The 24,485-nt window shown below is 43.6% G+C and carries 16 protein-coding genes and 1 pseudogene; 10 read left to right on the top strand and 7 right to left on the bottom strand.

Annotation, left to right across the window (positions count from 1 at the left end; all coding sequences use genetic code 11):
• Positions 1-120: 120 nt before the first annotated feature.
• Entirely contained in the window at positions 121-1,560 is a 1,440-nt protein-coding gene (locus tag OCW38_RS08995; protein ID WP_016793753.1) for a DUF2867 domain-containing protein, read from the bottom strand.
• A 96-nt stretch (positions 1,561-1,656) separates the two neighbouring features.
• On the opposite strand from OCW38_RS08995, the gene OCW38_RS08990 reads away from it, so the two are divergent.
• The 5 genes and pseudogenes from OCW38_RS08990 to nhaA all read left to right on the top strand — a co-directional run bounded on the left by OCW38_RS08990 (position 1,657) and on the right by nhaA (position 8,837).
• A complete protein-coding gene (locus tag OCW38_RS08990; protein ID WP_010441491.1) occupies positions 1,657-3,030 on the top strand; it encodes an MATE family efflux transporter in 1,374 nt (457 codons plus the stop codon).
• 122 nt (positions 3,031-3,152) lie between these two features.
• A pseudogene (locus OCW38_RS08985) lies at positions 3,153-3,824 on the top strand (ABC transporter ATP-binding protein).
• Positions 3,805-6,258 (top strand): ABC transporter permease, encoded by a 2,454-nt coding sequence (locus OCW38_RS08980; RefSeq protein WP_010441487.1) that lies wholly within the window; start codon positions 3,805-3,807, stop codon positions 6,256-6,258. The pseudogene OCW38_RS08985 and the gene OCW38_RS08980 overlap by 20 nt, the downstream one beginning before the upstream one ends.
• Positions 6,248-7,396: a lipocalin-like domain-containing protein gene (locus tag OCW38_RS08975; protein ID WP_016784577.1), complete on the top strand. Its 1,149-nt coding sequence runs from the start codon at positions 6,248-6,250 to the stop codon at positions 7,394-7,396. The genes OCW38_RS08980 and OCW38_RS08975 overlap by 11 nt, the downstream gene beginning before the upstream one ends.
• A gap of 274 nt (positions 7,397-7,670) precedes the next feature.
• Complete coding sequence (gene nhaA, locus OCW38_RS08970) at positions 7,671-8,837, top strand: Na+/H+ antiporter NhaA (RefSeq protein ID WP_010441484.1); 1,167 nt, start codon at positions 7,671-7,673, stop codon at positions 8,835-8,837.
• A gap of 275 nt (positions 8,838-9,112) precedes the next feature.
• On the opposite strand, the gene OCW38_RS08965 is transcribed toward nhaA, so the two are convergent.
• Both OCW38_RS08965 and OCW38_RS08960 read right to left on the bottom strand, forming a co-directional pair.
• A complete protein-coding gene (locus tag OCW38_RS08965; protein ID WP_261893768.1) occupies positions 9,113-9,724 on the bottom strand; it encodes an OmpA family protein in 612 nt (203 codons plus the stop codon).
• Positions 9,724-11,031 carry a TolC family outer membrane protein gene (locus OCW38_RS08960; RefSeq protein ID WP_010441480.1) on the bottom strand — a complete coding sequence of 436 codons (1,308 nt, stop codon included), beginning with the start codon at positions 11,029-11,031 and terminating at the stop codon, positions 9,724-9,726. The genes OCW38_RS08965 and OCW38_RS08960 overlap by 1 nt, the downstream gene beginning before the upstream one ends.
• Before the next feature lie 755 nt (positions 11,032-11,786).
• On the opposite strand from OCW38_RS08960, the gene OCW38_RS08955 reads away from it, so the two are divergent.
• Positions 11,787-12,416 (top strand): TetR/AcrR family transcriptional regulator, encoded by a 630-nt coding sequence (locus OCW38_RS08955; protein WP_010441478.1) that lies wholly within the window; start codon positions 11,787-11,789, stop codon positions 12,414-12,416.
• A gap of 55 nt (positions 12,417-12,471) precedes the next feature.
• On the top strand, positions 12,472-14,754 hold the full coding sequence (locus tag OCW38_RS08950; RefSeq protein WP_261893765.1) for an acyl-CoA dehydrogenase: 2,283 nt from the start codon (positions 12,472-12,474) through the stop codon (positions 14,752-14,754).
• A gap of 40 nt (positions 14,755-14,794) precedes the next feature.
• On the opposite strand, the gene OCW38_RS08945 is transcribed toward OCW38_RS08950, so the two are convergent.
• On the bottom strand, positions 14,795-16,132 hold the full coding sequence (locus tag OCW38_RS08945) for an IS4 family transposase (RefSeq protein ID WP_261893540.1): 1,338 nt from the start codon (positions 16,130-16,132) through the stop codon (positions 14,795-14,797).
• Positions 16,133-16,414: 282 nt separating this feature from the next.
• Here OCW38_RS08945 and fabV point away from each other — a divergent pair, with 282 nt between their 5' ends.
• A complete protein-coding gene (gene fabV, locus OCW38_RS08940; RefSeq protein WP_010441474.1) occupies positions 16,415-17,617 on the top strand; it encodes an enoyl-ACP reductase FabV in 1,203 nt (400 codons plus the stop codon).
• A gap of 224 nt (positions 17,618-17,841) precedes the next feature.
• On the opposite strand, the gene OCW38_RS08935 is transcribed toward fabV, so the two are convergent.
• Complete coding sequence (locus OCW38_RS08935) at positions 17,842-19,524, bottom strand: aspartate:alanine antiporter (RefSeq protein ID WP_010441471.1); 1,683 nt, start codon at positions 19,522-19,524, stop codon at positions 17,842-17,844.
• 256 nt (positions 19,525-19,780) lie between these two features.
• On the opposite strand from OCW38_RS08935, the gene OCW38_RS08930 reads away from it, so the two are divergent.
• On the top strand, positions 19,781-21,118 hold the full coding sequence (locus OCW38_RS08930) for an IS4 family transposase (protein WP_261893762.1): 1,338 nt from the start codon (positions 19,781-19,783) through the stop codon (positions 21,116-21,118).
• Positions 21,119-21,225: 107 nt separating this feature from the next.
• Here OCW38_RS08930 and OCW38_RS08925 read toward each other — a convergent pair whose 3' ends face one another.
• A complete protein-coding gene (locus OCW38_RS08925; protein ID WP_261893760.1) occupies positions 21,226-21,489 on the bottom strand; it encodes a GrxA family glutaredoxin in 264 nt (87 codons plus the stop codon).
• Positions 21,490-21,959: 470 nt separating this feature from the next.
• Here OCW38_RS08925 and OCW38_RS08920 point away from each other — a divergent pair, with 470 nt between their 5' ends.
• A complete protein-coding gene (locus OCW38_RS08920; protein ID WP_010441470.1) occupies positions 21,960-23,252 on the top strand; it encodes an iron-containing alcohol dehydrogenase in 1,293 nt (430 codons plus the stop codon).
• A gap of 132 nt (positions 23,253-23,384) precedes the next feature.
• On the opposite strand, the gene OCW38_RS08915 is transcribed toward OCW38_RS08920, so the two are convergent.
• On the bottom strand, positions 23,385-24,239 hold the full coding sequence (locus tag OCW38_RS08915; protein ID WP_004734686.1) for a MurR/RpiR family transcriptional regulator: 855 nt from the start codon (positions 24,237-24,239) through the stop codon (positions 23,385-23,387).
• Positions 24,240-24,485 lie beyond the last annotated feature (246 nt).

Raw genomic sequence — 24,485 nt, 5'->3', positions numbered from 1 at the left:
GACTCTCGATATTTATCAAAAGACCGCCGAATTGGCGGTCTTTTTTTTAATGATAGCAACGGGCTACATCATTCGTTTTTACTGTCTTAGCATCTCTTTACTCTAATACTTCATGTGCTGTTATGGTTTTTTATCAGCTTTTTTAGCCTGCTTTTCTATCGCCTTTACCATGCCTTTAAAGATAAACAGGTGGGCTGGCATCATCGCAAACCAATACAGTAATCCTAGAAAGCCCTTTGGATGCCACCAAGCTGAGATATTCAGTTCACGAGCTTCTCCGTGGTCAGATACGGTAATTTCCAGCCGACCTAAACCAGGGCCTTTCATTCCGAAAAGCAGAGATAAGAACTGATTCTCTTCGCAACGGATCACTTTCCACGAGTCGATTTTGTCACCCACTTTTAAGTTTGGGCCTTCAGGCATTTGTCGAACCGGTATACCGCCACCAAACAGAACATCTAGCCATTCTCGTGTGCGCCATAAAGCGTTAGCAAAGAAGTAACCTTGCTTGGGGCTTCCTATCTGCTGTGCGACATTCCACAGTGATTCCAGTGACGCGGTTGAAGTGATGCTTGCACCGGTTTTCTTGGGGTAGTAGCCATATCCAGCTTGCCATCGTTTGAACGCGGTTTTATCAAAGCCCCAGACATTACTTTTAACGAAATTTCCTTCAGCGTGAATGGCTTGCTCAACCATGCTCTCGAACGATATAAGCTTTTGAGGGTACTTTTCTCTAATGGTGGTCGAACTGGCAATGAAGTCATGCTTTAAGCCTGCGAGAAGCGCTCTGCCGATGTTAGAAGGGACGGAGGTGACTACCCCTAACCAATAGGAAGCGATTTGAGGCGTTAGTAATGACGTTGCCCAAAGCCTGAGTGGGCGATCGGCTGTTTTGGCTATATGAGCAAACTGGTTTCGGTAAGAGACAATATCAGGTCCGCCAACCTCAAACGTTTGGCTTTCATTGGGTGTGTCCTGTGCGAGTTTCAGCAAGTAATGGTTAAGGTTCTGCAAGGCGATAGGGTTGGCTTTGGAGTCCACCCATATTGGCGCAATCATTATGGGTAGGTTGTAAACGAAATCTCGCATGATCTCGAATGCTGCGGAGCCTGGACCGATAATAACACCGGCTTGGAGTTCGGTTACTGGAACGGGGCCTTTTCGAAGTAGCTGTCCGGTTTTTTTTCTAGCTTGAAGGTGTTCTGAATCGCCCGTTTGAGGCTGAAGAGAACTGAGATAGATAATGTGTTGATTCTTCGGTCCAAGTGCCGAAACAAAGTTACGCGCCAAGTTGAGCTCGTAATCAATGAAATCATGGCCTTCTGCCATGCCATGAACTAGAAAGAAGATAAGATCAAAATCGGGTACCAATGCTTGTGTCGCCGCTTGATCTGCGAGATCAAGGTATTCCAGTGACAAGTTGTCGTGAGGTTCTGTTCGTGCCTTTAAATAGTCGATATGCCTTGCTGCTGCAGTAACTTGATAGCCTTGTTCAAGCAGGAGGGGGAGGAGCTGTGAACCAACATATCCAGAAGCGCCTAAAACCAGTACTTTCTTCATTGTTACTCCATTTATATCTGTGGTTAAAAACCGAACATTGATATAATAGCGTGATATTTATCTTTATTCATCAATACGTTCCGTTTAGGTATCTCTATGTTGCTCTCTTCCATTCTTCATCACACTCGCGGTGATTTTGTTCGTAGGCTTATTGCGATTGCTTTGCCTATCACTTTGCAGAGCATTATGTTTTCAAGCCGAGGCTTAGTGGATGTGTTGATGTTGGGTCAGCTTGGAGAAGCAGACATTGCGGCGGTTGGAGTAGCAAGCCGTGCGATGTTTGTGACGACCATTATGTTAGTTGGTGTTACCACGGGTGGCGCGTTGTTGACGGCACAATACTGGGGAGCGGGGGACAAACAAGGTGTGAGAGAAAGTACCGCTCTGACCTGGTTGGTTTCGACGTTGTTTGCCTTACTGACTATTGTTTTCTTTGTCTCTTTCCCAGCGCAAATCATGGGTGTGACGACAGACTCTCAAGAAGTCATTAACTTGGGTATGGAATACATCGTTATCACTTCATTTAGCATGTTGGCGGTATCCTGTGTGAGCAGTATGGCTGTTGGCTTGAGAGCGATGCATAAACCAGGGCTCAGTACTTTCTTTAGTGGTATTGGCATCCTTTCTAATGTGTTCTTAAACTGGGTACTGATCTTTGGTAATTGGGGCTTTCCTGCTCTTGGAATAAAAGGCGCAGCGATTGCGACGGTAATGAGTGGGGCTATTGAAGTAGCAACCTTGTTTGGTTACCTCTATTTCTCTAAACATTTATTAGCCTTTAAATTCTGTGATATCAAAGCGGCAGCGACCGTTGAAAAAGTGATTCGCTTTTTGAAGTTATCGTTGCCGACGACGTTTAATTTCTTAGCTTGGGCTGGTGGTCTTTTTGCTTATCACGCAATCATGGGGCAATCAGGTGTACAAGGTTTGGCGGCACTGTCAGTAATGACGCCGGTTGAGTCTATCTCGTTGAGTCTATTGATTGGCATGTCGAATGCAGCTTCTGTTTTGGTCGGGAATCAACTTGGCGCAAAGAATAATGAAGCGGTTTACTATCAAGCTCTCGGCCTAACCATTTTGTGTTTCTTGACCAGTATTGTTGTGGCGGTCTTCCTTTATTTTGTGCAAGTACCAATACTTAATGCGTTCAGCGCGTTGACTGAAGAAACCAGAGCGCTCTCAGAGAAGTTTATTCTCATTTTAAGTGTCGGAATTGTTATCCGTTCTATCCCAATGACAGTGATTGTAGGTGTATTGAGAGCGGGTGGTGATGTTAAGTTCTGCCTCTATCAAGACTTAATCGCTCAGTGGGTGATTGGCATTCCATTGGCCGCGATCGCTGCTATTTATTTCAAGTTCCCGCCTGAATGGGTGTATTTACTGTTTCTTACCGAAGAAGTCATAAAGTGGGGCGGTTCGCTCTATCGAATGAAAACAAGAAAATGGATTAAGAACTTAATAGGAAGTTGAAGTGAGGCGCATCAATCTAATGACTTTCTCGTTGGCGTGTGATCTATCTTTCAAAATACTTCCTCCTAACAGGGAATTAGTGTAGATTCTCCTTCCAAATTCTAACTAATGTGAGCTGTTTAATGTTAAAGCTGTCAGACCTATGTAAAGGCTATGTCGACGGGGGGGAGTTCCACCCTGTTTTGCAAGGTGCTGAGTTAACATTAAACCAAGGCGATCAACTCGCATTAATGGGAGAAAGCGGTTCAGGGAAAAGTACATTATTGAATCTTATCGCGGGTTTAGACCTAGCAGACTCAGGTGAAATTGCTTTTCCTCATTTCAACATGCACGCCTCCACTGAACGTGATCGTACTGCTTATCGCCGAAATAATATTGGCCATATCTTCCAGTAATTCAACTTACTGCCAACGCTTAATATTGCCGATAACATTCGCTTTTGCCGTCAATTAAAGGGTTTACCAGAAGATAAAGGACTCTGGAGACAAATTCTTTCTGCTTTAGACCTTATGCCTTTACTGGGGCGTTATCCTGAAGAGGCGTCTGGTGGCCAACAACAACGTGCGGCAATTGCTCGTGCTTTGTATATGGAACCTAAAATTTTGTTGGCCGATGAACCAACAGGAAGCTTAGATGAACGTAATGCGGAAGCGGTAATGCGTTTGCTTACTTCTTTGGCTCGTCAGTTAGAGTGTACCTTATTATTGGTGACGCACAGTGAAAAAGTAGCGCTCCATATGGATGGTCGTATCCGTCTACAAGGAGGGCAACTGCATGTCATGGCCCGTAGTTAAGGCACTACTCGGTCACTATCGACGTTACCCACTTCAGATTATTTTGGTATGGCTTGGTTTAACCCTTGGCGTATCACTTTTGGTTGGTGTTACTGCCATCAACCAACACGCCAAGCAAAGCTATGCGCATGGCGAGAAACTTTTTTCGAATCCTCTTCCTTATCGTATTCGACCAAAACACAACGCTAATAAAATCCCGCAAGGTTTTTATATCCAACTTCGCCGTGAAGGCTTTCAACAGTGCTCTCCTTTTGACCACCATCGTATCACTGATGAAAACGGCGCGAACTTCATGCTAATTGGCTTAGACCCTGTGTCTATGCTTCAGCTACAGCCGGGTGTTGCATTAAAAGATCTCACTACCTTAAATCTAATGAAACCGCCATACCCGATCCTAGTCAGTGATGATCTCGCTGAACACATGGAATGGAAACACGGCGACTACATCCATCTGATGGATGGATCTGAGTTAGGGCCAGTGGCTGTCGATCAAGACAATATTATTAATGGTACTCGCCTGATTGCGGATATCTCATTGCTCAGAATGCTAAAACGCAGTGCAGGGCTTTCGGTGATTGCGTGTTCAGATATGCCAACTGAAAAGTTTGAGCGTCTTAAGAACATGCTACCAAATGGATTAACGATTACTCGTAGTTCAAAGGCGGAGCTGGAATCTCTTACCAGTGCCTTCCACTTGAACTTAACCGCCATGGGTATGTTGTCGTTTGTGGTGGGCTTGTTTATTTTTTATCAAGCGATGTCGCTTTCATTTATTCAACGTCAGCCGTTAGTTGGAATATTAAGACAAACAGGTGTGTCCGGTTGGCAACTTGCGAAAGCGCTTTGTTTAGAGCTATTGATCTTAGTTTTACTCAGCTGGATATGCGGCAATATTTTTGGCTTGATGCTCGCGAATCAACTGTTACCTGCAGTTTCTTCAAGCTTGGGCGATCTTTATGATGCTAATGTGGGCTTAACGCTGAGCTGGAGTTGGCGTTGGAGTGGTTACAGCTTATTAATGGCATTACTTGGGGCATTCTTAGCGTGCGCTTGGCCGTTGGTACGTTTGCTTAAATCTCAGCCTATTCGTTTGACCTCTCGACTGTCATTAATGCGCTTCGCTGGCACCGAGTTTACTTGGCAAGCCTTAATGGGTTGTGGGTTCTGTGTCGCTGCGGTTGCTGTGTATCAAGCGCCCCAAACCCAAGAAACGGGTTTTGCAATTATTGCCCTGATGCTGGTGAGTGTCGCGTTGTTTACGCCATTCTTGATGTGGAAGCTGTTCAATAGTTTGTCTTACTCTTTGCGTTGGGTTCGTGCTCGTTGGTTCTTTGCTGATGCAGCCTCGAGTATGAGCTATCGTGGTGTGGCGACAATGGCCTTTATGTTGGCGTTAACAGCTAATATTGGCGTTGAAACCATGGTGGGCAGTTTCAGAGATACTACGGATAAATGGCTAACGCAGCGTTTGGCCGCTGATCTCTATATATACCCAACTAACAATGCCGCTGCTCGCATGAGCAACTGGTTGTCAGATCAACCTGAAGTGGATTCTGTGTGGTGGCGTTGGGAAAAAGACGTCGCTTCACCTGTAGGCAGTATTCAAGTTGTTAGTACTGGCCCATCAGAAGGTGAACTAGAAGCACTAACGATTAAGTTAGGTATTCCGAATTATTGGTATCACTTGCATCATTCTAAAGGCGTATTGATCAGTGAATCTATGTCTTTGAAACTGGGTATTCGTCCTGGTGACTACATTGATCTTTATGACAGCCTAGGCTCTGGTTGGCAGGTTGTGGGTGTGTATTACGATTATGGTAATCCTTACCATCAAGTAATGATGTCCCATCGAAACTGGCTGTATGGTTTTGCTGGCAGGGGTAATGTGGGGCTTGGCGTCATTTTAAAAGACGACGTGAATGCAATAGGCTTACGTAGCCGACTAGAGAATGTATTCAGGCTGGGGTCGGAACGTATTTTCGATAATAACAATATCCATAGCCAAGCGATGCGTGTGTTTGATAGAACTTTCGCTATTGCCGACACTCTAGGCAACATCACTTTAGTGATTGCGGTTTTCGGTATCTTCTTTGCGACTGTTGCGGGCGAGGTATCGCGTCAAAGGCATATTTCATTACAGCGTTGTTTGGGAGTTTCGGCTAAAGAGCTGATCCTAACTGGTAGTTTACAGTTGTTTGTATTTGGACTTATTTCCTCACTAATCGCCATTCCGCTTGGCTTAGCGTTAGCGAGCTTGATCGTGGATATCGTGATTAAGCAATCTTTTGGTTGGTCACTCGAGTTACAAGTGATTCCATGGGATTATTTAGTGACATTTGCATGGGCCATGGCAGCATTAATGCTTGCTGGTGCTTTACCGGTGATGAGAATGATTCGGAACACACCGATGAAATCATTAAGGGATGCGCTTTAATATGCTTCAACGCGATAATTCAATTAAATTCAGGCACCGATTGATCTCTTCTGTATTGTTGATCTGCTTCTTTGGTGCGCTTTTAAGTATCTGGGCTTACTACTCCTATTTCGTTGACGTCGGTGAAAAGGGCGTCAATGAAGTTAACTCGGTACTGGTCAGTGAGCATTTCAATGTATTTGAACCAGTGTTACCCGATAGAACGGTTTCTCTGCCGCGAGATTTCCAATTTCATCCAGAGTTTCAACACGAATGGTGGCATTATTTTGCGTCCCTAAAAGGGAAAGATGGTAAAAAGTACTCGGTTCAATGGAGTTTCTTTCGTATCGCAACAGATGAACGCGAAACTCCGGGGTGGCAAAGCCCGCAAATCTATATTTCAAATGTAGTGATCTCTTCTGAGATGAAAGTTTGGAAAGAGCAACGTTTAGCTCGTGGTGGCATTGGTCAAGCGGGAATGACAAATCGACCGTTTAGAATTTGGATTGATAATTGGAACTGGCGAGCATTGGGTAATACGCCGTTTCCTGGCCGTCTTCAAGTCAAAACCGATACATTTGGTCTCGAGTTGGACACTGTGGCTAAAGGGCCATACGTGCTTAACGGGGACAATGGCTATCAGAAAAAACACGATCTACTACCTGTCGCTTCTTACAACTTTAGCGCACCCTTTTTATCATTGAGTGGAGTGTTGAACCTTGATGGTGTTACCAAAGAAGTTGAAGGTACGGCGTGGGTGCATAAAGAGTGGGGCAGTGGCTTACTTGGAGTGGGTCAACAAGGTTGGGATTGGTTTGTGTTTAATCTTGATGATGGCACCGCGTTAAGTATCAATCGCTATCGTCACAACCAACAATTGCCTTATGTTTTTGGTACATTGGCAACTCGCTCAGGTAAGGTTTATCACTTAACAGACTCTGATATCTCTATCAAGCCTCTGCAGAACACAACGTTATTGAATGGCAGAAGAATGCCCCTTCAATGGATAATCAACGTGCCACAGCACAATATCAATCTCACGACGCGCATTAAACGCAGAGATATGTGGCTTCCATTTGTCATACCATATTGGGAAGGGCCAATAATGGCCAGCGGAAGCCATGAAGCGACGGGCTTTATGCAGTTAACCGGCTACTGAAAAACACCTAAGGCTATCATTTGATAGCCTTTTTTATGCTTGAGGTTTCTAAAAAGCTTAAACTAAATGTGCATACAGACTCGGCTATCTCATCTATACTTAATTTATGTGACATAATAACATTATGGAATATACGACGTATTGTTTAGTATTTGTAGGAAAAACCGAAGTTAAACATCCGAAGAAGTGATTATCTATCGAGAAAGCTTGGATATAAACTCATGGCTATTCTTTGTTATTCGTTTATTTAAATAATAAATATAAGGGCGAAATCATGACCGACGTCATCCGTGACTTCTTTAAAATGGAATCTGCTGGCGGCATCATACTAGTCATCGCTGCGGCGATCGCAATGTTTGTAGCAAACTCACCACTGAACGAAATGTACCAAGGCGTATTACATAGTTACGTTTTGGGTATGTCTGTGTCTCACTGGATTAACGATGGCTTAATGGCAGTGTTCTTCCTTCTAATCGGCTTAGAGGTTAAGCGTGAGCTTTTAGAAGGTGCATTAAAATCTAAAGAGACAGCAATCTTCCCAGCTATCGCAGCCGTTGGCGGTATGCTAGCTCCGGCACTTATTTACGTGCTATTTAACTCAAGTAACCCAGAAGCGCTTCAAGGTTGGGCTATCCCAGCGGCAACTGATATTGCATTCGCATTAGGTATCATGGCGCTTCTTGGTAACCGTGTACCGGTTAGCTTGAAGGTGTTCCTATTGGCTTTAGCAATTATCGATGACCTTGGCGTTGTTGTTATCATTGCACTGTTCTACTCAGGCGACCTATCAACGCTTGCGCTAACGGTTGGTTTCATCGCAACGGGTGTGCTGTTCATGCTAAACAACAAGCATGTAACTAAGCTGAGTGTGTATCTCATTGTTGGTGCAATTCTGTGGTTTGCAGTATTGAAGTCTGGTGTTCATGCAACGCTGGCTGGTGTAGTGATTGGTTTTGCTATCCCACTGAAAGGCAATAAAGGTGAACATTCTCCGCTGAAGCATCTAGAACATGCTCTGCACCCATACGTCGCTTTTGCAATCTTGCCAGTCTTTGCTTTTGCAAACGCAGGTATTTCATTGGAAGGTATCTCAATCTCAAGCCTAACAGGTATGCTACCGCTTGGTATCGCTATGGGTCTATTGATTGGTAAGCCTCTTGGTATCTTTGCATTCAGCTGGGGTGCGGTGAAATTGGGTGTTGCTAAGCTCCCTGAAGGTGTGAACTTTATGAACATCTTCGCAGTATCTGTCCTGTGTGGTATTGGTTTTACAATGTCTATCTTTATCTCTTCGTTAGCGTTTGGCCCAACGAATGTAGAGTTTGACACACTAGCTCGACTAGGCATCCTGATGGGATCTACAACAGCTGCAATTCTAGGTTACTTCCTGCTAAGCGTTTCTTTACCGAAAACAGCAAAGCAACAAGAAGTAAAACTATAATCAGCGGTAGGCTCGTTTAACGGCGAGCCTATTCACTGATTAACAAGCTAACTTCTGAGTAGCAAGACGAGTCACAGAATCATCCTCCCCGATTCATGTGACAGCAAAGAACAAAAAAGCCGTGATAGGGTTTCCTATCACGGCTTTATTGATCCTAACTGCTAGTATTTTTACTTTGGTTAGTTATTGATGATCTAAAACTCCTAGATTCAACTCATTATTTTGATCGGCATGAATTGCGGATCGTTTTGGATGACCAGAGTGACAGTGTCATGTTATTTTTCTAGCGTGGTAAATATGGTCCACTCCTCGACGATCTGCTCATTGAGCCCGACAACCGTTGCTGTTACTCGACGGTTCAGTGCATGAGAAGTAGCATCGTTGCCATCGCTCTCTAAGCGGTTTTCACCGTAACCGACAGCTCTTACTCGGCTCGGGTCTATACCATTCGACAATAATTCATCTTCAACGTGGTGAGCGCGCTTCTTTGATAACTCTAAGTTGTATTCACTCGCGCCGACTTTACTGGCGTAACCTTGAATTTCTATCGATGCACTTTGGTAGGTTTCTAAGAACTCAGCCATGGTAGTGATTTGATCTGAGAAGATAGGGTTAACTTCATAAGAGTCATTGGCGAAAAGGATGTTCAGCTGTCTGATTTCTTCTGAGCGTATAGTCTCGCCACAACCTTCATTATCAACTAATGACGCTCTAGGTGTACTTGGGCAGGTATCTCGTGCATTGACCACCCCATCATTATCATCGTCTTGCAGGTCTGAAATTTGCTCCGCTTCTGGCGTTTCTATATAGGGCTCTTCATTTTGGCTAGAGCATGCACATAGCGTTATCGTTAATGCGGAAAGCAATAAGTAAGGTATTTTCATCATTAATACTCCACGGCCGTTGTCCACTCGTCTGGAATGTCGACCAGTAGAGCGTTCAATAGAGAGCCTGTCGCGTTCATTACACGGTATTTAGCGTACTGTTCAGAGTAATGCGCATCTAAGTAATCTTTACGGGCTTCAAACAATTCGTTTTCAGTGTTAAGCAGGTCAAGGAGTGTACGTTTGCCGATTCGATATTGTTTCTCATAAGCGATAACGGTTTCTGACGCCGAATCCACGTGATCAGACAAGAAGTTCTTTTGTTGCAACGTCAGATCCAATGCACTCCAAGATAGGCGAAGGCCTTCTTCCACTTGTCGATAAGCACGATCTCTTAGATCCTTCGCTTTATTAAGTTGGTAAGCTGCAGCTTCTGAATTAGCACTATCGGTACCACCGTTGTAGAGGTTGTATCGCATTCTTAACATTGCCAACGTCTCTTGGCTCGAACCTTCATCGCCTCCCGCATCATCGCGCCATGATTGAGATGCCTCGATAGAGAAAGTCGGGTAGTTAACCCCTTTTGATTGTTTGTACTGGAAGTGCGCCGAATCGACATCTGCAGTTGCGACTTTGATTACCGGGTGTTGGTCCAGAGCATTAACAAGGGCGTCTGATAATGACAGAGGAATCATAGAAATATCGGCTCTTGGGTAAACTAAGCCAAGCGGTTCTTGACCCACTATTCTTCTAAATTGAGTGTGGGTATCAATTAGGTTGTTCTGTGCGGCTAATAAATTGCCGTGCGCTTTTGCAATCCTAGCTTCTACTTGAGATACATCTGCGGTTGAGCCTATGCCTGAGGCTGCTCGTTTTTTGATGTCTTTATAGATTTTCTTGTGGATAGCAAGGTTACTTTCCGAAAGGGCTAAAACTTCAGTTGCTTTGACTGCATCCAGGTAGATCTGTGTGACCTCTAGCGCTTTGTCTTCGGCATCTGCGAGTAATTGTAAGCGAACCGATTCCGCTTCTGCGGCAGTACGGTCAATATCATTGAGAGTCGACGAACCATCCCACAACAACTGAGTGAGGGATATGGTGGCTTCCTTTCGTGTGAGATCGGTATCAGGACCGTTGTTTGGCGCAGGGTTTATGCCTTCATAGCCAATACCAGCATCAAGATCGATACTCGGCCTATAAGCACCACCTGCGGCATCGTTTCGTTTTTGTACACTCACAAACTCATTAAAAATACTTTTTATCTCAGGATTGGTAGCCAAGGTAATGGCAACGGCCTGTTCTAAAGTCTGAGCAGAGAGTGGGGTTGCAATAGCTAAGCAACAGATGATGGGTAATTTAAACAGTCTCAAAGTAGGTCTCCTTCTACTTTTAAAAGCTCCCGCCTCCTCTCAACTAGCGTTTAACTACTTAATTGAGAAGGGTATTAAACGAAGCTTAGGACATCTGCTAGAAATTGCTAAGTTTGTTGGCTTTATTTCGAATGTAAGTCTCTATCGCTATTGATTAATTTACCAGTTGTGACAGGTGGTAAGCTTCGAGTAGATGTGTTGAAAATAAATGCAAGGCTAGAATTCGGCTTGGGCAGAGATTGATAAACGTTGGTTAGGGGGTTGTTTGAAATACGTATCTCAGTGATAGCAATGTGCCAAGCGTGGTAGTTCGATTTTCAGTAAAAAATGACAATATATAAAGAATCGATCGCGCTGTTTAGTTTGTAGTTGTAGCTGTGAAGAAGGGCAAGTAAGGTTTCACTCTAAACAACAAACAAAAAAAAGCCCAAACCAACACGGTTTGGGCGGATACAAGTATAGGAGTTAATAAGGAAAATGCAGTAATTAAGAAAGCAGTGAGAAGAACAAGTTTGACGGCCTGTTAAACTTCTAAATACTCTGTTTTCTACTTAATTTATGACCCTCCATTTCTATTTCAGTTCCAAGAAAATTCATTAATTTTTCCTTTTTTTGTAAACACACATCGATTCAATTGGTTAGTGTCGACTTCTTCCAACTGGTACGACCAATTTGTGAAAATGTGATGTTGCTTGCTTGTTAAATAAATGTACTAAGAGTATATTTCAAACAGTTGTTTAATACGAGTGATTGAAATGGCACCAAGAAGTACAACCAAAGACAAAATCTTAGATGTGGCTGAAGGCTTATTCGCTGAGCACGGTTTTAATGACACCTCTTTACGTACCATTACGGGTAAAGCCAATGTCAATTTAGCTTCAGTGAATTACCACTTTGGCGATAAGAAAACTCTGGTTCGTGCGGTACTCAATCGGTACTTAGAGGCATTCATGCCAGCTCTACAAGATGCGCTAGTGAACTTAAACTTGAACGAAACGTATTCTATGAGTGACGTGTTTGAGTCTTTAAGACAGCCATTAAGAGCACTCAACGATGTTAGACCAAACGGTACGAGTCGCTTCATGTTGCTTATCGGTAGAGGCTATACGGATGTGCAAGGGCACCTGCGTTGGTTTATTACTACTCGTTATAGCGAAGTACTTTCTTTGTTTACGACATCAGTAATGAAGGCGAATCCGAACCTTACTCAAGAACAGTTATTTTGGCGATTGCACTTCACCCTAGGGACTTGTGTGTTCACCATGGCATCTAGCCAAGCCCTCATAGAAATTGCAGAGAATGACTATGACAGAAAGATAGATGCGAAATCAGTGGTCGATATTCTCATTCCATATTTAGCCGCTGGTATGTCAGCAAAAGAATAAAACAATAAAAAGTAAAATATTCACAAACAATATAGTGAACAAAAGGATCTGAACTATGAGCTCTCTAAGACAAAAATGGGTAAGTGACCCAGCTTTTAAACTCTTTAAAAAAGTACTACCACCACTATCTAGCACCGAGAAAGAAGCGATGGAAGCGGGTAGTGTTTGGTGGGACGGAGAGCTGTTTTCTGGTAAACCAGATTTCACTAAGCTGCATCAATATCCAAAACCTCAGCTAACAGCAGAAGAGCAATCGTTCATGGACAATGAACTTGAGACCCTGCTCGCTATGCTTGATGACCACCAAATTGTAAAAGAAGACCGAGACCTTCCCGAGGAAGTTTGGAACTTCTTACGCAAAGAGCGTTTCTTCTCGTTAATTATTGCGAAAGGATACGGCGGTCGTGAATTTTCAGCGCACGCAAACTCTACTATCGTAACTAAGATTGCGACTCGCAGTATCAGTACTGCGGTTTCGGTAATGGTTCCAAACTCTCTTGGGCCTGGTGAGCTACTGTCTCACTACGGTACTCAAGCTCAAAAAGATTACTGGCTTCCACGTCTAGCTGACGGTACAGATATACCATGTTTCGCATTAACAGGCCCTGAAGCGGGTTCTGATGCAGGCGGTATCCCTGATGTAGGCACTGTGTGTATGGGTATGCACGAAGGCAAAGAGACACTTGGCATCAAGCTTAACTGGAACAAGCGTTACATTACGCTAGCACCAGTGGCTACGGTACTTGGCCTGGCTTTCAAACTGCACGATCCAGAAAAGCTACTGGGTGACAAAGAAGACATCGGTATCACTTGTGCGCTTATCCCAGCAGACCACGAAGGTGTTGTGATCGGTGAGCGTCATGATCCACTTGGTCTTGCGTTTATGAATGGTCCAACACGCGGTCACGATGTATTTATTCCTATGGAATGGCTAATCGGTGGCGCAGATTACGCAGGTAAAGGCTGGCGTATGCTGGTGGAATGTCTGTCTGCAGGTCGCGGTATCTCATTACCCGCACTTGGCACGGCGATGGGCCACCTAACAGCGAAAACGACCGGTGCGTACGCTTATGTTCGTAAGCAGTTCGGTATGTCGATTGGTAAGTTTGAAGGTGTTGCAGAGAGCCTAGGCCGTATTGGTGGCTTAACGTATCTATTAGAAGCGACTCGTACACTGACAACCACTTCACTTGATATGAAAGAGAAGCCGGGTATCGTAACGGCTATCGCGAAATATCACATGACAGAAATGGCACGTACTATTTTGAATGACTCAATGGATACCCATTCAGGTCGTGCAATTCAAGATGGCCCAATGAACTACTTGGCTGCGCCTTACCTAGGTATTCCAGTTGCAATCACAGTAGAAGGTGCGAACATTCTAACTCGTAACCTGATGATCTTCGGTCAAGGTGCGACACGTTGTCACCCATACGTATTGAGCGAAATGGAAGCGGCTGCGAACCCAGATGAGAAGCAAGGTGCAAAAGACTTTGATAGCTTGTTGTTCAAGCATATCTCACACGCAACTAAGAACACATTCGGTGCTTTTGGTGCAGCATTAACTGGCTCTAAATTTATTAAAGCCGACATGAGTGGTCCAACGAAACCTTACTACCAAGATCTAACTCGTTTGAGCCGTGCGCTTGCTGTCAGTGCGGATTTCGCAATGCTGACGCTAGGTGGTGAGCTGAAACGTAAAGAACTTATCTCTGCACGTTTGGGCGATGGCCTAAGTTACCTATACATGGCTTCGGCTGCGCTTAAGAAGTACGAGGATGAAGGTCGTCAACAAGCTGATCTAGACTACGTACACTACGCAGTTCAACACTGTTTCCACAATGCGGCTAAGTCACTACAAGAAGCGTACCGTAACTTCCCTAACAAGATGGTTGGGAAAGTGCTGAAAGGTTTAGTTTTCCCTGTAGGTAACCACTTTGAAAAACCGAGTGACAATCTAACGGTTCAATTAGCTGAAAGCTTGATGACTCCGGGAGCGCACCGTGAACGTCTGACTCATCTTTGCTACATCGGCAAGGAAGAGGATGACAGTATTGGTCTTATGGAGAACGCTTTTAACGCGATGTACAGCATCAAGCCTCTGGAACGTAAGATCTTCAAAGCAGTGAAAGAAGGCAAAGTGGCTCGTAAAGGCTTGCTGGCCGACAAACTGGCTCAAGCACTTGCTGCCGATGTTCTAACGCAAGAAGAAGTCGACCAAATTGTCGCTGCTGATAAACTGCGTTACACCGCGATTCAAGTTGACCACTTCAGTCATGACTTTAGTGAAACTTTGACGCGAAAAGAGTTAAAACCTAAGCTAAATAGCGTTGCTTAGATAAAGAAACGATAAAAGGCACCTAATAAGGCAACACCTATCATTTAAGGTGTTTAGATCGCACAGTGTAGCGAGTCTTACTAAAACGAACGGTCCTACCTTTGGGCCGTTTTTGTTTTTCGGGCAAAATATAACGTTTCACTCGCTCTCTCATAGCTCGCAGCTTTTTGGGAATAGAACCTGGAGAAGCGATAGCACACCACATTAGCTCATCTTGAATATCTCGAAGTGCCATCGTAAAGCTTATCCTAAGTGGTGAGACTTCTGCCTCTTTTGCTATTCGGCTAATCTCCAGACGGATTAAGTTATACGCGATAAGGATACCCCATACCTCTTGCTTTACACCCTCTACAGATTGACTGCGGAGCAGAATTTCATCTTCAAGCATGTCATGCTTAATCTCGCCATAACTCTTCTCGATTTCCCACCTTTCGAAGTACACGTCTAATAATGATTTTAAACTGTATTTTCTATCTGTTAGAGAAGTCAGCAGCCCTTGTATATGATTGGGTTGTTGTTCACCATCATCGGGGTATAGAGCCAGCCTCGCTTTCCACGTTTCCGGGAGGCTCGGGTCTTGCTTTCTAGCTTGTGGAGAGACTTTCATCTCTACAATCAGATCTCGCCCATCATCATCGAGTTGCTCGATGGTTTCATACTTCACATTCGACTTTATGGGCGTCATCCAGTGACTTGTCCCATGCTCTCGTTGCCAGTTAAGCATAAGCTCTGCGCTCAGGTAGCAACGGTCAAAAATGGTCAATGAATTCGGGACAGCTGATGAAATTAAATCTTTTGCATAGCTAATTTCACCTTTAGAACTTTCCCCAAAAGCCACATCATGAATAAGTCGACTCCGTAGGGATGTGAGTGCGCACATTCGAACGATTGGATATTCAGTGTGCCTGTCTTTTCGGTAGTAAACATATTGATAATGCTCAGCTAAGCTTGGGTTATCGTGCGTTCTAAACTGTGTGCCATCAATTGAAAATAGGCTCAAACCATTCCATTTATCACCCGCATCTTCCGACTGTGTCCAGTGCTTTGCTGTGATTGAGAATAATGACTCTAAAGGTTTAGCGGTGAGGCGCTTTCTCGCCTGGGGAATCGCACTAGGTGCAATAGACTCACCCAATGAGTTAGACAATTTGAGGTCGAGTTTATCGAGTACATCGGTAATCGGTCTATCTCGATAGAGACCAATACCAACGACTAACCATACAACAAGTTCGGCAGGTAACTTTCTACGACGCATACTCGCTTTGTTCGTTTCAGATAAAGCTTGGTTTATCCAATCTAGCGGAAGGTCTTTTTGGAACAAAGAAAGAGATTCTGGATTAGCAAAATCGTCAACATCGATTAACCAGTGTGACAGCATAAAAAATACCCTTAAACAGAAGTGCTTAAGGGTATTGTCAACCATCTGCAGGATCGTTCAACTGATCAGGAAAATGCTTAAATGATCAGTGTTACCTAATAAGGTGCCTTTTTTGTTTTTGTCGCAGAAGTCGCAATAGATGCGTTAACAAATGGTGACTTAGTCAGCAAATATCAGTTGAGTGCTCCAACCACTTGCATTTTCACCACATTTTTACAGAAATTAGATGCCATTTGCGTACGAAACTTTTATCCTTAACCTGATTTTTTAAGGAAGTTGAATATGATCATCAAACCTCGAATTCGCGGATTCATCTGTACTACAACACATCCAGTCGGTTGTGAAGCTAATGTAAAAGAACAAATTGCTTACACAAAAGCTCAAGGCCCAATCGCAAACGCACCTAAACGTGTATTAGTTGTTGGCTCTTCAAGTGGCTACGGCTTGTCTTCACGTATTGCGGCTGCATTTGGTGGCGGCGCTTCAACTATCGGTGTTTTCTTCGAGAAAGCCGGTACTGAGAAAAAGCCGGGCACAGCTGGTTATTACAACTCAGCAGCGTTCGACAAGCTTGCTAAAGAAGAAGGCCTGTATTCAAAGAGCCTTAATGGTGATGCTTTCTCTAACGAAGCGAAACAGAAAACAATTGACCTGATCAAAGAAGATCTAGGCCAAATCGATATGGTTGTGTACTCACTGGCATCTCCAGTGCGTAAAATGCCAGAGACTGGTGAAGTGATTCGTTCAGCTCTAAAACCTATCGGTGAAACATACACATCAACGGCTGTTGATACGAACAAAGACCTGATCATTGAAGCAAGCGTAGAGCCTGCTACTGAAGAAGAGATTAAAGACACTGTTACTGTAATGGGCGGTGAAGATTGGGAACTTTGGATCAACGCACTTTCAGAAGCTGGTGTTCTAGCTGACGGTTGTAAGACAGTTGCTTACAGCTACATCGGTACTGAACTAACGTGGCCAATCTACTGGGATGGCGCGCTAGGTAAAGCGAAGATGGATCTAGACCGTGCAGCATCAGTGCTAAACGAGAAGCTAGGCCAAACTGGCGGTACAGCAAACGTTGCTGTTCTTAAGTCTGTTGTGACTCAAGCAAGCTCGGCTATCCCTGTTATGCCTCTTTACATCGCTATGGTGTTCAAGAAGATGCGTGAAGAAGGTATCCACGAAGGTTGTATGGAACAGATCTTCCGCATGTTCAGCCAACGTCTATACAAAGAAGACGGTAGCGCTGCAGAAGTTGATGAAGTGAACCGTCTACGCCTAGACGACCTAGAACTTCGTGACGACATCCAAGAACATTGCCGTAACCTATGGCCTCAAATCACAACTGAAAACCTAAAAGAACTGACAGACTACGTCGAGTACAAAGAAGAGTTCTTGAAGTTATTCGGTTTTGGTGTTGAAGGTGTGGATTACGAAGCCGACGTTGATACAGCGGTTGAATTTGATGTAGCTGACATCTAATTCGAACAATCGAATAAAACGAAATAGGCGCTCATTGAGCGCCTATTTTTTTATCTGTAGTTTGAGAAAAATGACGAGCTGATTTGATATGCGCAGAGAGCTAAAAGACAGATGAGAAAGATAGGGAAAGAGAAGAATATAACGAGTAATAAAAATGCACTAATCCAAAGGTGAATTAGTGCATTAAAAATATCTAACCTAAAGCGCTCTTAACACCTAAGAGATTAGCTAATAATGATGATGAAGGTACCCGCTAAGGTCATCAATATATTGGCTATCGCATAGGTACCTGCATAACCCAGAGCCGGAATGGTTGAGCGAGCGTGGTCGTTTACGATATCCATCGCAGGCGCGCAGGTTCGAGCGCCAATGATGGCTCCAAATAATAAAGCTCGGTTCATCTTCAGCACATAAGCGCCGACCAAGTAGGCGAAGAATACTGGTAGAACACTCACCACCAGAGCAATACCAATGACCTGTGGTCCAACTTGGGTTAAGTGCTCGAATATCTTGCCACCGGCGCTTAAACCTATACCGACCATAAAGAACATCAAACCGAGGTCTTTGACCATGTTTAACGCACCCTGAGGTACGTAACCAAAGGTAGGGTGGTTTGCTCTTAAGAAGCCAAGCATGATCCCCGACAATAGCAGGCCGACTGCATTGCCTAAGCCAAACGAAACCTGACCGAATGTCATGGTGATCAAACCAAACAAAATGCCCAGAATGAAGAAGCTACAGAAAGCCATCAAGTCTGCCATTTGGCTGTGGATCGAGATGAAACCAATTTTCTCAGCTAAGCCGTGAACACGACTCTTTTCACCACTCACTTGCAGCACGTCGCCTTTGGAAAGCACGATGTTTAAGTCCATCGGCATTTCAATTTGAGCTCGAACTACGCGGTTAAGGAAACAGCCATACTCAGACAGATTGAGATCTGAAAGACGTTTACCTGCGATATTGTCACTTTTAACGACGATCTCTTCTTCTACGATTCGTAGATCGAGAAGGTTACGGTCGAAAACTTCTTTACCATTACGGAAGCTTGGGTCGAGACGAGCGTGGCTATCAGGGAAGCCTACCAATGCAATCTCATCGCCTTCTTGCAAAATTGCGTCACCATCAGGGTGGGCGAGAATACCGTTACGGCGAATACGTTCAATGTAACAACCCGTTTGACGATAGATACCTAGTTCACGCAGGTTCTTACCGTCTGTCCAAGATATAAGCTCTGGTCCCACGCGGTAAGCACGAATTATTGGAAGATAAACCTTACGTTGGCCAGATGCCCCTAGACCGCGTTCTTGAGCGATTTGCTCTGCTGAGTCATGCAGGTTTACTTTTTGAAGTTTTGGAATGAGGCGAGCGAACATAATCATACTGATTAAGCCGACTAAGTAAGCCATCGCATAACCCACAGAAAGGTTTTCGATGATCAAACCTAAATCCATATTTCTTGGTAATTCTGCAATCCCAGAATTGAGAGCATCTTGAGCACCAACTAATATCGGCGTTGCCGTTAGGGCTCCCGCCATCATGCCTGCTGATAAGCCAAAGTCTAAACCAAGGTAGTGGCTGCTGAAATACGTTAAAGCAATTGCGGTAGAGAGTACGACAAGGCTAAGAATAAGGTAATGCTTACCGTCTCTGAAGAAGATACCGAAGAAATTAGGCCCGGCTTCGATACCAACACAGTAAATGAAGAGCATAAAGCCAATAGTGAGCGCATCTGCATTAAACGAAAAACCCAGATGTCCCATGATAAGGGAAGTAATCAGAACACCGATTGAGTTGCCGAGTTGGAGGCTACCGAAACGAATTTTACCAATGGCTAAACCAATCGATAAAACAACAAAGATGAGAAGGATAGGGTTTTGTTCTAGCAGAAAAACAACGTCGATATTCACAGTGGTCGCTCAATAATTGGCGTGAAACACAGGGTAAGTTTGAGAGGTGAATTGTATCTAAATATAAATAAATTATAAGCGATATTTTGCTATTTTACTTGATTTTGACCTGATTCTTATTCGGTACGAAAACTTGTTATGAAAAAGCCCGCTACAGGGAGCTAACACTGATCATTTAAGCATTTTCCTGATCAGTTGAACGATCCTGCAGATGGTTGACAATACCCTTAAGCACTTCTGTTTAAGGGTATTTTTTATGCTGTCACACTGGTTAATCGATGTTGACGATTTTGCTAATCCAGAATCTCTTTCTTTGTTCCAAAAAGACCTTCCGCTAGATTGGATAAACCAAGCTTTATCTGAAACGAACAAAGCGAGTATGCGTCGTAGAAAGTTACCTGCCGAACTTGTTGTATGGTTAGTCGTTGGTATTGGTCTCTATCGAGATAGACCGATTACCGATGTACTCGATAAACTCGACCTCAAATTGTCTAACTCATTGGGTGAGTCTATTGCACCTAGTGCGATTCCCCAGGCGAGAAAGCGCCTCACCGCTAAACCTTTAGAGTCATTATTCTCAATCACAGCAAAGCACTGGACACAGTCGGAAGATGCGGGTGATAAATGGAATGGTTTGAGCCTATTTTCAATTGATGGCACACAGTTTAGAACGCACGATAACCCAAGCTTAGCTGAGCATTATCAATATGTTTACTACCGAAAAGACAGGCACACTGAATATCCAATCGTTCGAATGTGCGCACTCACATCCCTACGGAGTCGACTTATTCATGATGTGGCTTTTGGGGAAAGTTCTAAAGGTGAAATTAGCTATGCAAAAGATTTAATTTCATCAGCTGTCCCGAATTCATTGACCATTTTTGACCGTTGCTACCTGAGCGCAGAGCTTATGCTTAACTGGCAACGAGAGCATGGGACAAGTCACTGGATGACGCCCATAAAGTCGAATGTGAAGTATGAAACCATCGAGCAACTCGATGATGATGGGCGAGATCTGATTGTAGAGATGAAAGTCTCTCCACAAGCTAGAAAGCAAGACCCGAGCCTCCCGGAAACGTGGAAAGCTAGGCTGGCTCTATACCCCGATGATGGTGAACAACAACCCAATCATATACAAGGGCTGCTGACTTCTCTAACAGATAGAAAATACAGTTTAAAATCATTATTAGACGTGTACTTCGAAAGGTGGGAAATCGAGAAGAGTTATGGCGAGATTAAGCATGACATGCTTGAAGATGAAATTCTGCTCCGCAGTCAATCTGTAGAGGGTGTAAAGCAAGAGATATGGGGTATCCTTATCGCGTATAACTTAATCCGTCTGGAGATTAGCCGAATAGCAAAAGAGGCAGAAGTCTCACCACTTAGGATAAGCTTTACGATGGCACTTCGAGATATTCAAGATGAGCTAATGTGGTGTGCTATCGCTTCTCCAGGTTCTATTCCCAAAAAGCTGCGAGCTATGAGAGAGCGAGTGAAACGTTATATTTTGCCCGAAAAACAAAAACGGCCCAAAGGTAGGACCGTTCGTTTTAGTAAGACTCGCTACACTGTGCGATCTAAACACCTTAAATGATAGGTGTTGGCTACAGGGAGCGGGCTTTATATAAATCTGACAGTCTAACGGTAAACTGGTTAGCTGCTTAAGGCTTTAACCTCGATGCTCGTAAGAGACAATTTATCTTAGTCAAAAAGGCCTAATTTTTCTTTTGCGTATGCTTCAAATTCTGTGCAACCGCCAATGTGGTCTTGGTCGATGAAAATTTGTGGCACTGTATCTACCGGCTTACCTACAGTTTTTTCCAGGTCAGCTTTGCTGATGCCTTCAGCGTGAATATCAACATAACGGTAGTTGAAATCATCACGCTTCGCTTTAAGAGTTTCAGCATGCTCTTTTGCACGAACACAGAATGGGCAAGCTGGGCGACCAAAAATAACTACAAACATTTCATTTCTCCTAAATACGGGATGAGGCTCGTTAACCTAAAATATGTCAACTATTCTTAAACTGAATACGACTCAAAAATTCTTGAAACCAACTATGCCCTAATGCCTTAGGGAAATAAAGATGGAATTGCCTCTTAATACAATAGGTTTTGCCTATCAGAGCAAATAATGTTCATAAAAAAGAACATGGCTGGTCTCTTGTGAATGTTGACGATGAGTACCCTTACTATAAGAATGTGAATTACCCCTAAAAATAGGACTTTAATCTGTCTTTAATACGACAAGTTGCACCTCGTCAAAAAAATCAGCTGCAGAACGAGGCATCTTAGAAACAGATATAGAACCACACTCTGTATTCTTCGCTGATGTTACTACGTCAATATCGTGGTTATGTTTGAAACACAAACGTCATATTCCAAATACCAAGAGTTCGCAGTTTTGTTTAGTCATAAATAGGCGCAGGAGGCACCATGTTTCAGTTTATGACATCTACAAAGATCATCTTTGGTGATGGGGCATTAAAGGCTTCATTGTCTCTCTTTAATCAATATGGCTACAGTGTTCTATTGGTTACTGGTAATACGTTAGAACGAACTTCAATCGTCACCGATTACTTTGATGCGCAAAGCATACGTTATCAACACATTGCGGTCTCAGGTGAACCCAACATAAAAATGGTAGAAGAAGCCGCCATTTCTGCTCGTCGATTTAAACCTGACATGGTAGTGGCCATGGGTGGAGGCAGTGCGATTGATATGGGGAAAGCTTTAGCGGCGGTTCTACCTAATCAAGGTAATTTATACGACTATGTAGAAGTGGTTGGTCGTAATGTTCCTTTGAAAACCAAACCTATTCCGTTTATCGCTATTCCAACAACGGCTAGTACGGGGGCAGAAGTAACTAAGAATGCGGTGCTTAAATCAGGCCAAGATCAAGTCAAGGTTAGCCTTAGAAGCCCAGACATGCTGGCGAACGTTGCGATTGTTGACCCTACTTTAACTCATGGCACCAATCTGTATCTATCGGGGCGTGGTGCGATGGATGCATTTACTCATTTAATGGAAGCCTATGTGTGTGGTGAACCTAACCCGCTGACCGATATGATTTGCGAGGAAGGGCTGCGTAAATTGAGTTCATCTGTGGTTCGGGCATGTATTGATGATGAGCCACAAGCACGTTGTGATCTAGCGTTTGCCTCCATGCTTGGTGGAATGGCAATCACTAATGCTAAGCTTGGTGCTGCTCATGGTTTAGCGTCTGCGCTAGGTGGTAAAATTTCTGCGCCACACAGTATTATTACGGCTCGGTTAGCGCCATATGTAATGTTAGAAAACATTGCCGTAGCAAGAGAACAGAAACGAGACGACATCTTAGTACGTTATAAACGAATTGCTCAAATAGTGACGTATAATATAGAGGCTAAAGAGGAAGAGGCCGTTTCTTGGTTATCTGGAACATTAAATACTCTCCAGTTACCAAGTCTACTCGAATTTGGTGTGTGTGCCGCTCAGTTTGATGAAGTGTCAGCCGATGCATTAAAATCGGTCGCAATTAAAGGCAATCCGCTACCGCTGAATCGAGAAAGGTTAGTACATATTTTACAGCAAGTTTGTGAGGAGTGCTGTTGTGATCAGAGCTCTGATAAGAACGCTTTATTGAATCAAAAAGATCGATCTCAAGAGGTTGAGTCGAGTTTTACATATATTAATTCTTATGCGTCTGAAAACGGAGTGGTTGAAAAAGGCAATAGTTGGACTATTTAACCGTATTTGTTTTGGTAAAGAGAACATTAAAAAGATTCTTTCGGAAAGACAAATAAAAACGGAGCACTAGGCTCCGTTTTTTTAATTCGACTTGTTCTCAAGTCATGTGCTTTCTGTTCATGTCTTAGCAGGTTAGAACTGAGAGTACTTCTCGTAACGTGAATCACGAAGTGACTCTTTAACGCGTTTTAGGTTCTCTCTGAAACCAGAGCCACGACGAAGCGTAAAGCCTGTTGCTAGCACATCGATAACCGTCATTTGAACGACACGGCTTGCCATTGGCATGTAAACGTCTGTGTCTTCCGGTACATCCAATGAGATAGACAGTGAACTCGCTTTATCTAGTGGAGAATCTTTTGCTGTGATAGCAATAACTGTCGCACCGTTTTCACGCGCTAAGTTCGCGATCTCAACTTGGCTTTTAGTTCGGCCTGTATGAGAGATAAGAACAATAACGTCGTTATCACTGCAGTTAATGCAGCTCATTCGTTGCATCACGATGTCTTCGAAACATGTGATCGGAATATTAAAACGGATGAACTTGTTTTGAGCATCTTTGGCTACAGCAGAAGAGGCACCCAGTCCGAAGAACGAAATGCGTTTTGCTTGAGTCAGCAAGTCAACCGCACGGTTTACCTGCATCGCGTCGAGACTGTTTTTAGCAACGTCTAAACAAGCCATAGTCGATTCGAAAATCTTGTGTGTATAAGCATCTGGGCCATCATCTTCTTCAACGTTACGGTTCACGTAAGGTGTACCGTTCGCCAAGCTTTGAGCTAGGTGAAGTTTAAAGTCAGGAAAGCCTTTTGTGTCTAAACGACGACAGAAGCGGTTAACTGTTGGCTCACTCACGTCAGCCATTTTAGCTAAGGTAGCAATGCTAGAATGAATTGCAGTTTGAGGGGAAGCCATAATTACTTCGGCTACCTTACGCTCAGACTTGCTGAAATTTTCCAGGTTTTTTTGTATTTTTTCTAATGTATTCATAGTGTTCACAAGGGTATAGAGAACAACTTGCTAGTTAATATCTTTTTACCAGGGGGTATGGCTGAAACAAATATCAGTAAAACATGACTCAAAATATTTTTTTGCATGTAAATACCGCTGCTTCAAATAGATATCAAGCTAACTAGCACCATATAGTCAGTATAAACCCAACATACTATTTACTAATACAAAAACACGGCATGAATGCTTAAGAATATGACAAACCTCAACAAAATTTTAGAAAAC

The sequence above is a fragment of the Vibrio cyclitrophicus genome, from assembly GCF_024347435.1.
GTDB classification, from domain to species: Bacteria; Pseudomonadota; Gammaproteobacteria; order Enterobacterales; family Vibrionaceae; genus Vibrio; species Vibrio cyclitrophicus.
This window is presented reverse-complemented; position numbering and strand designations above follow the sequence as displayed.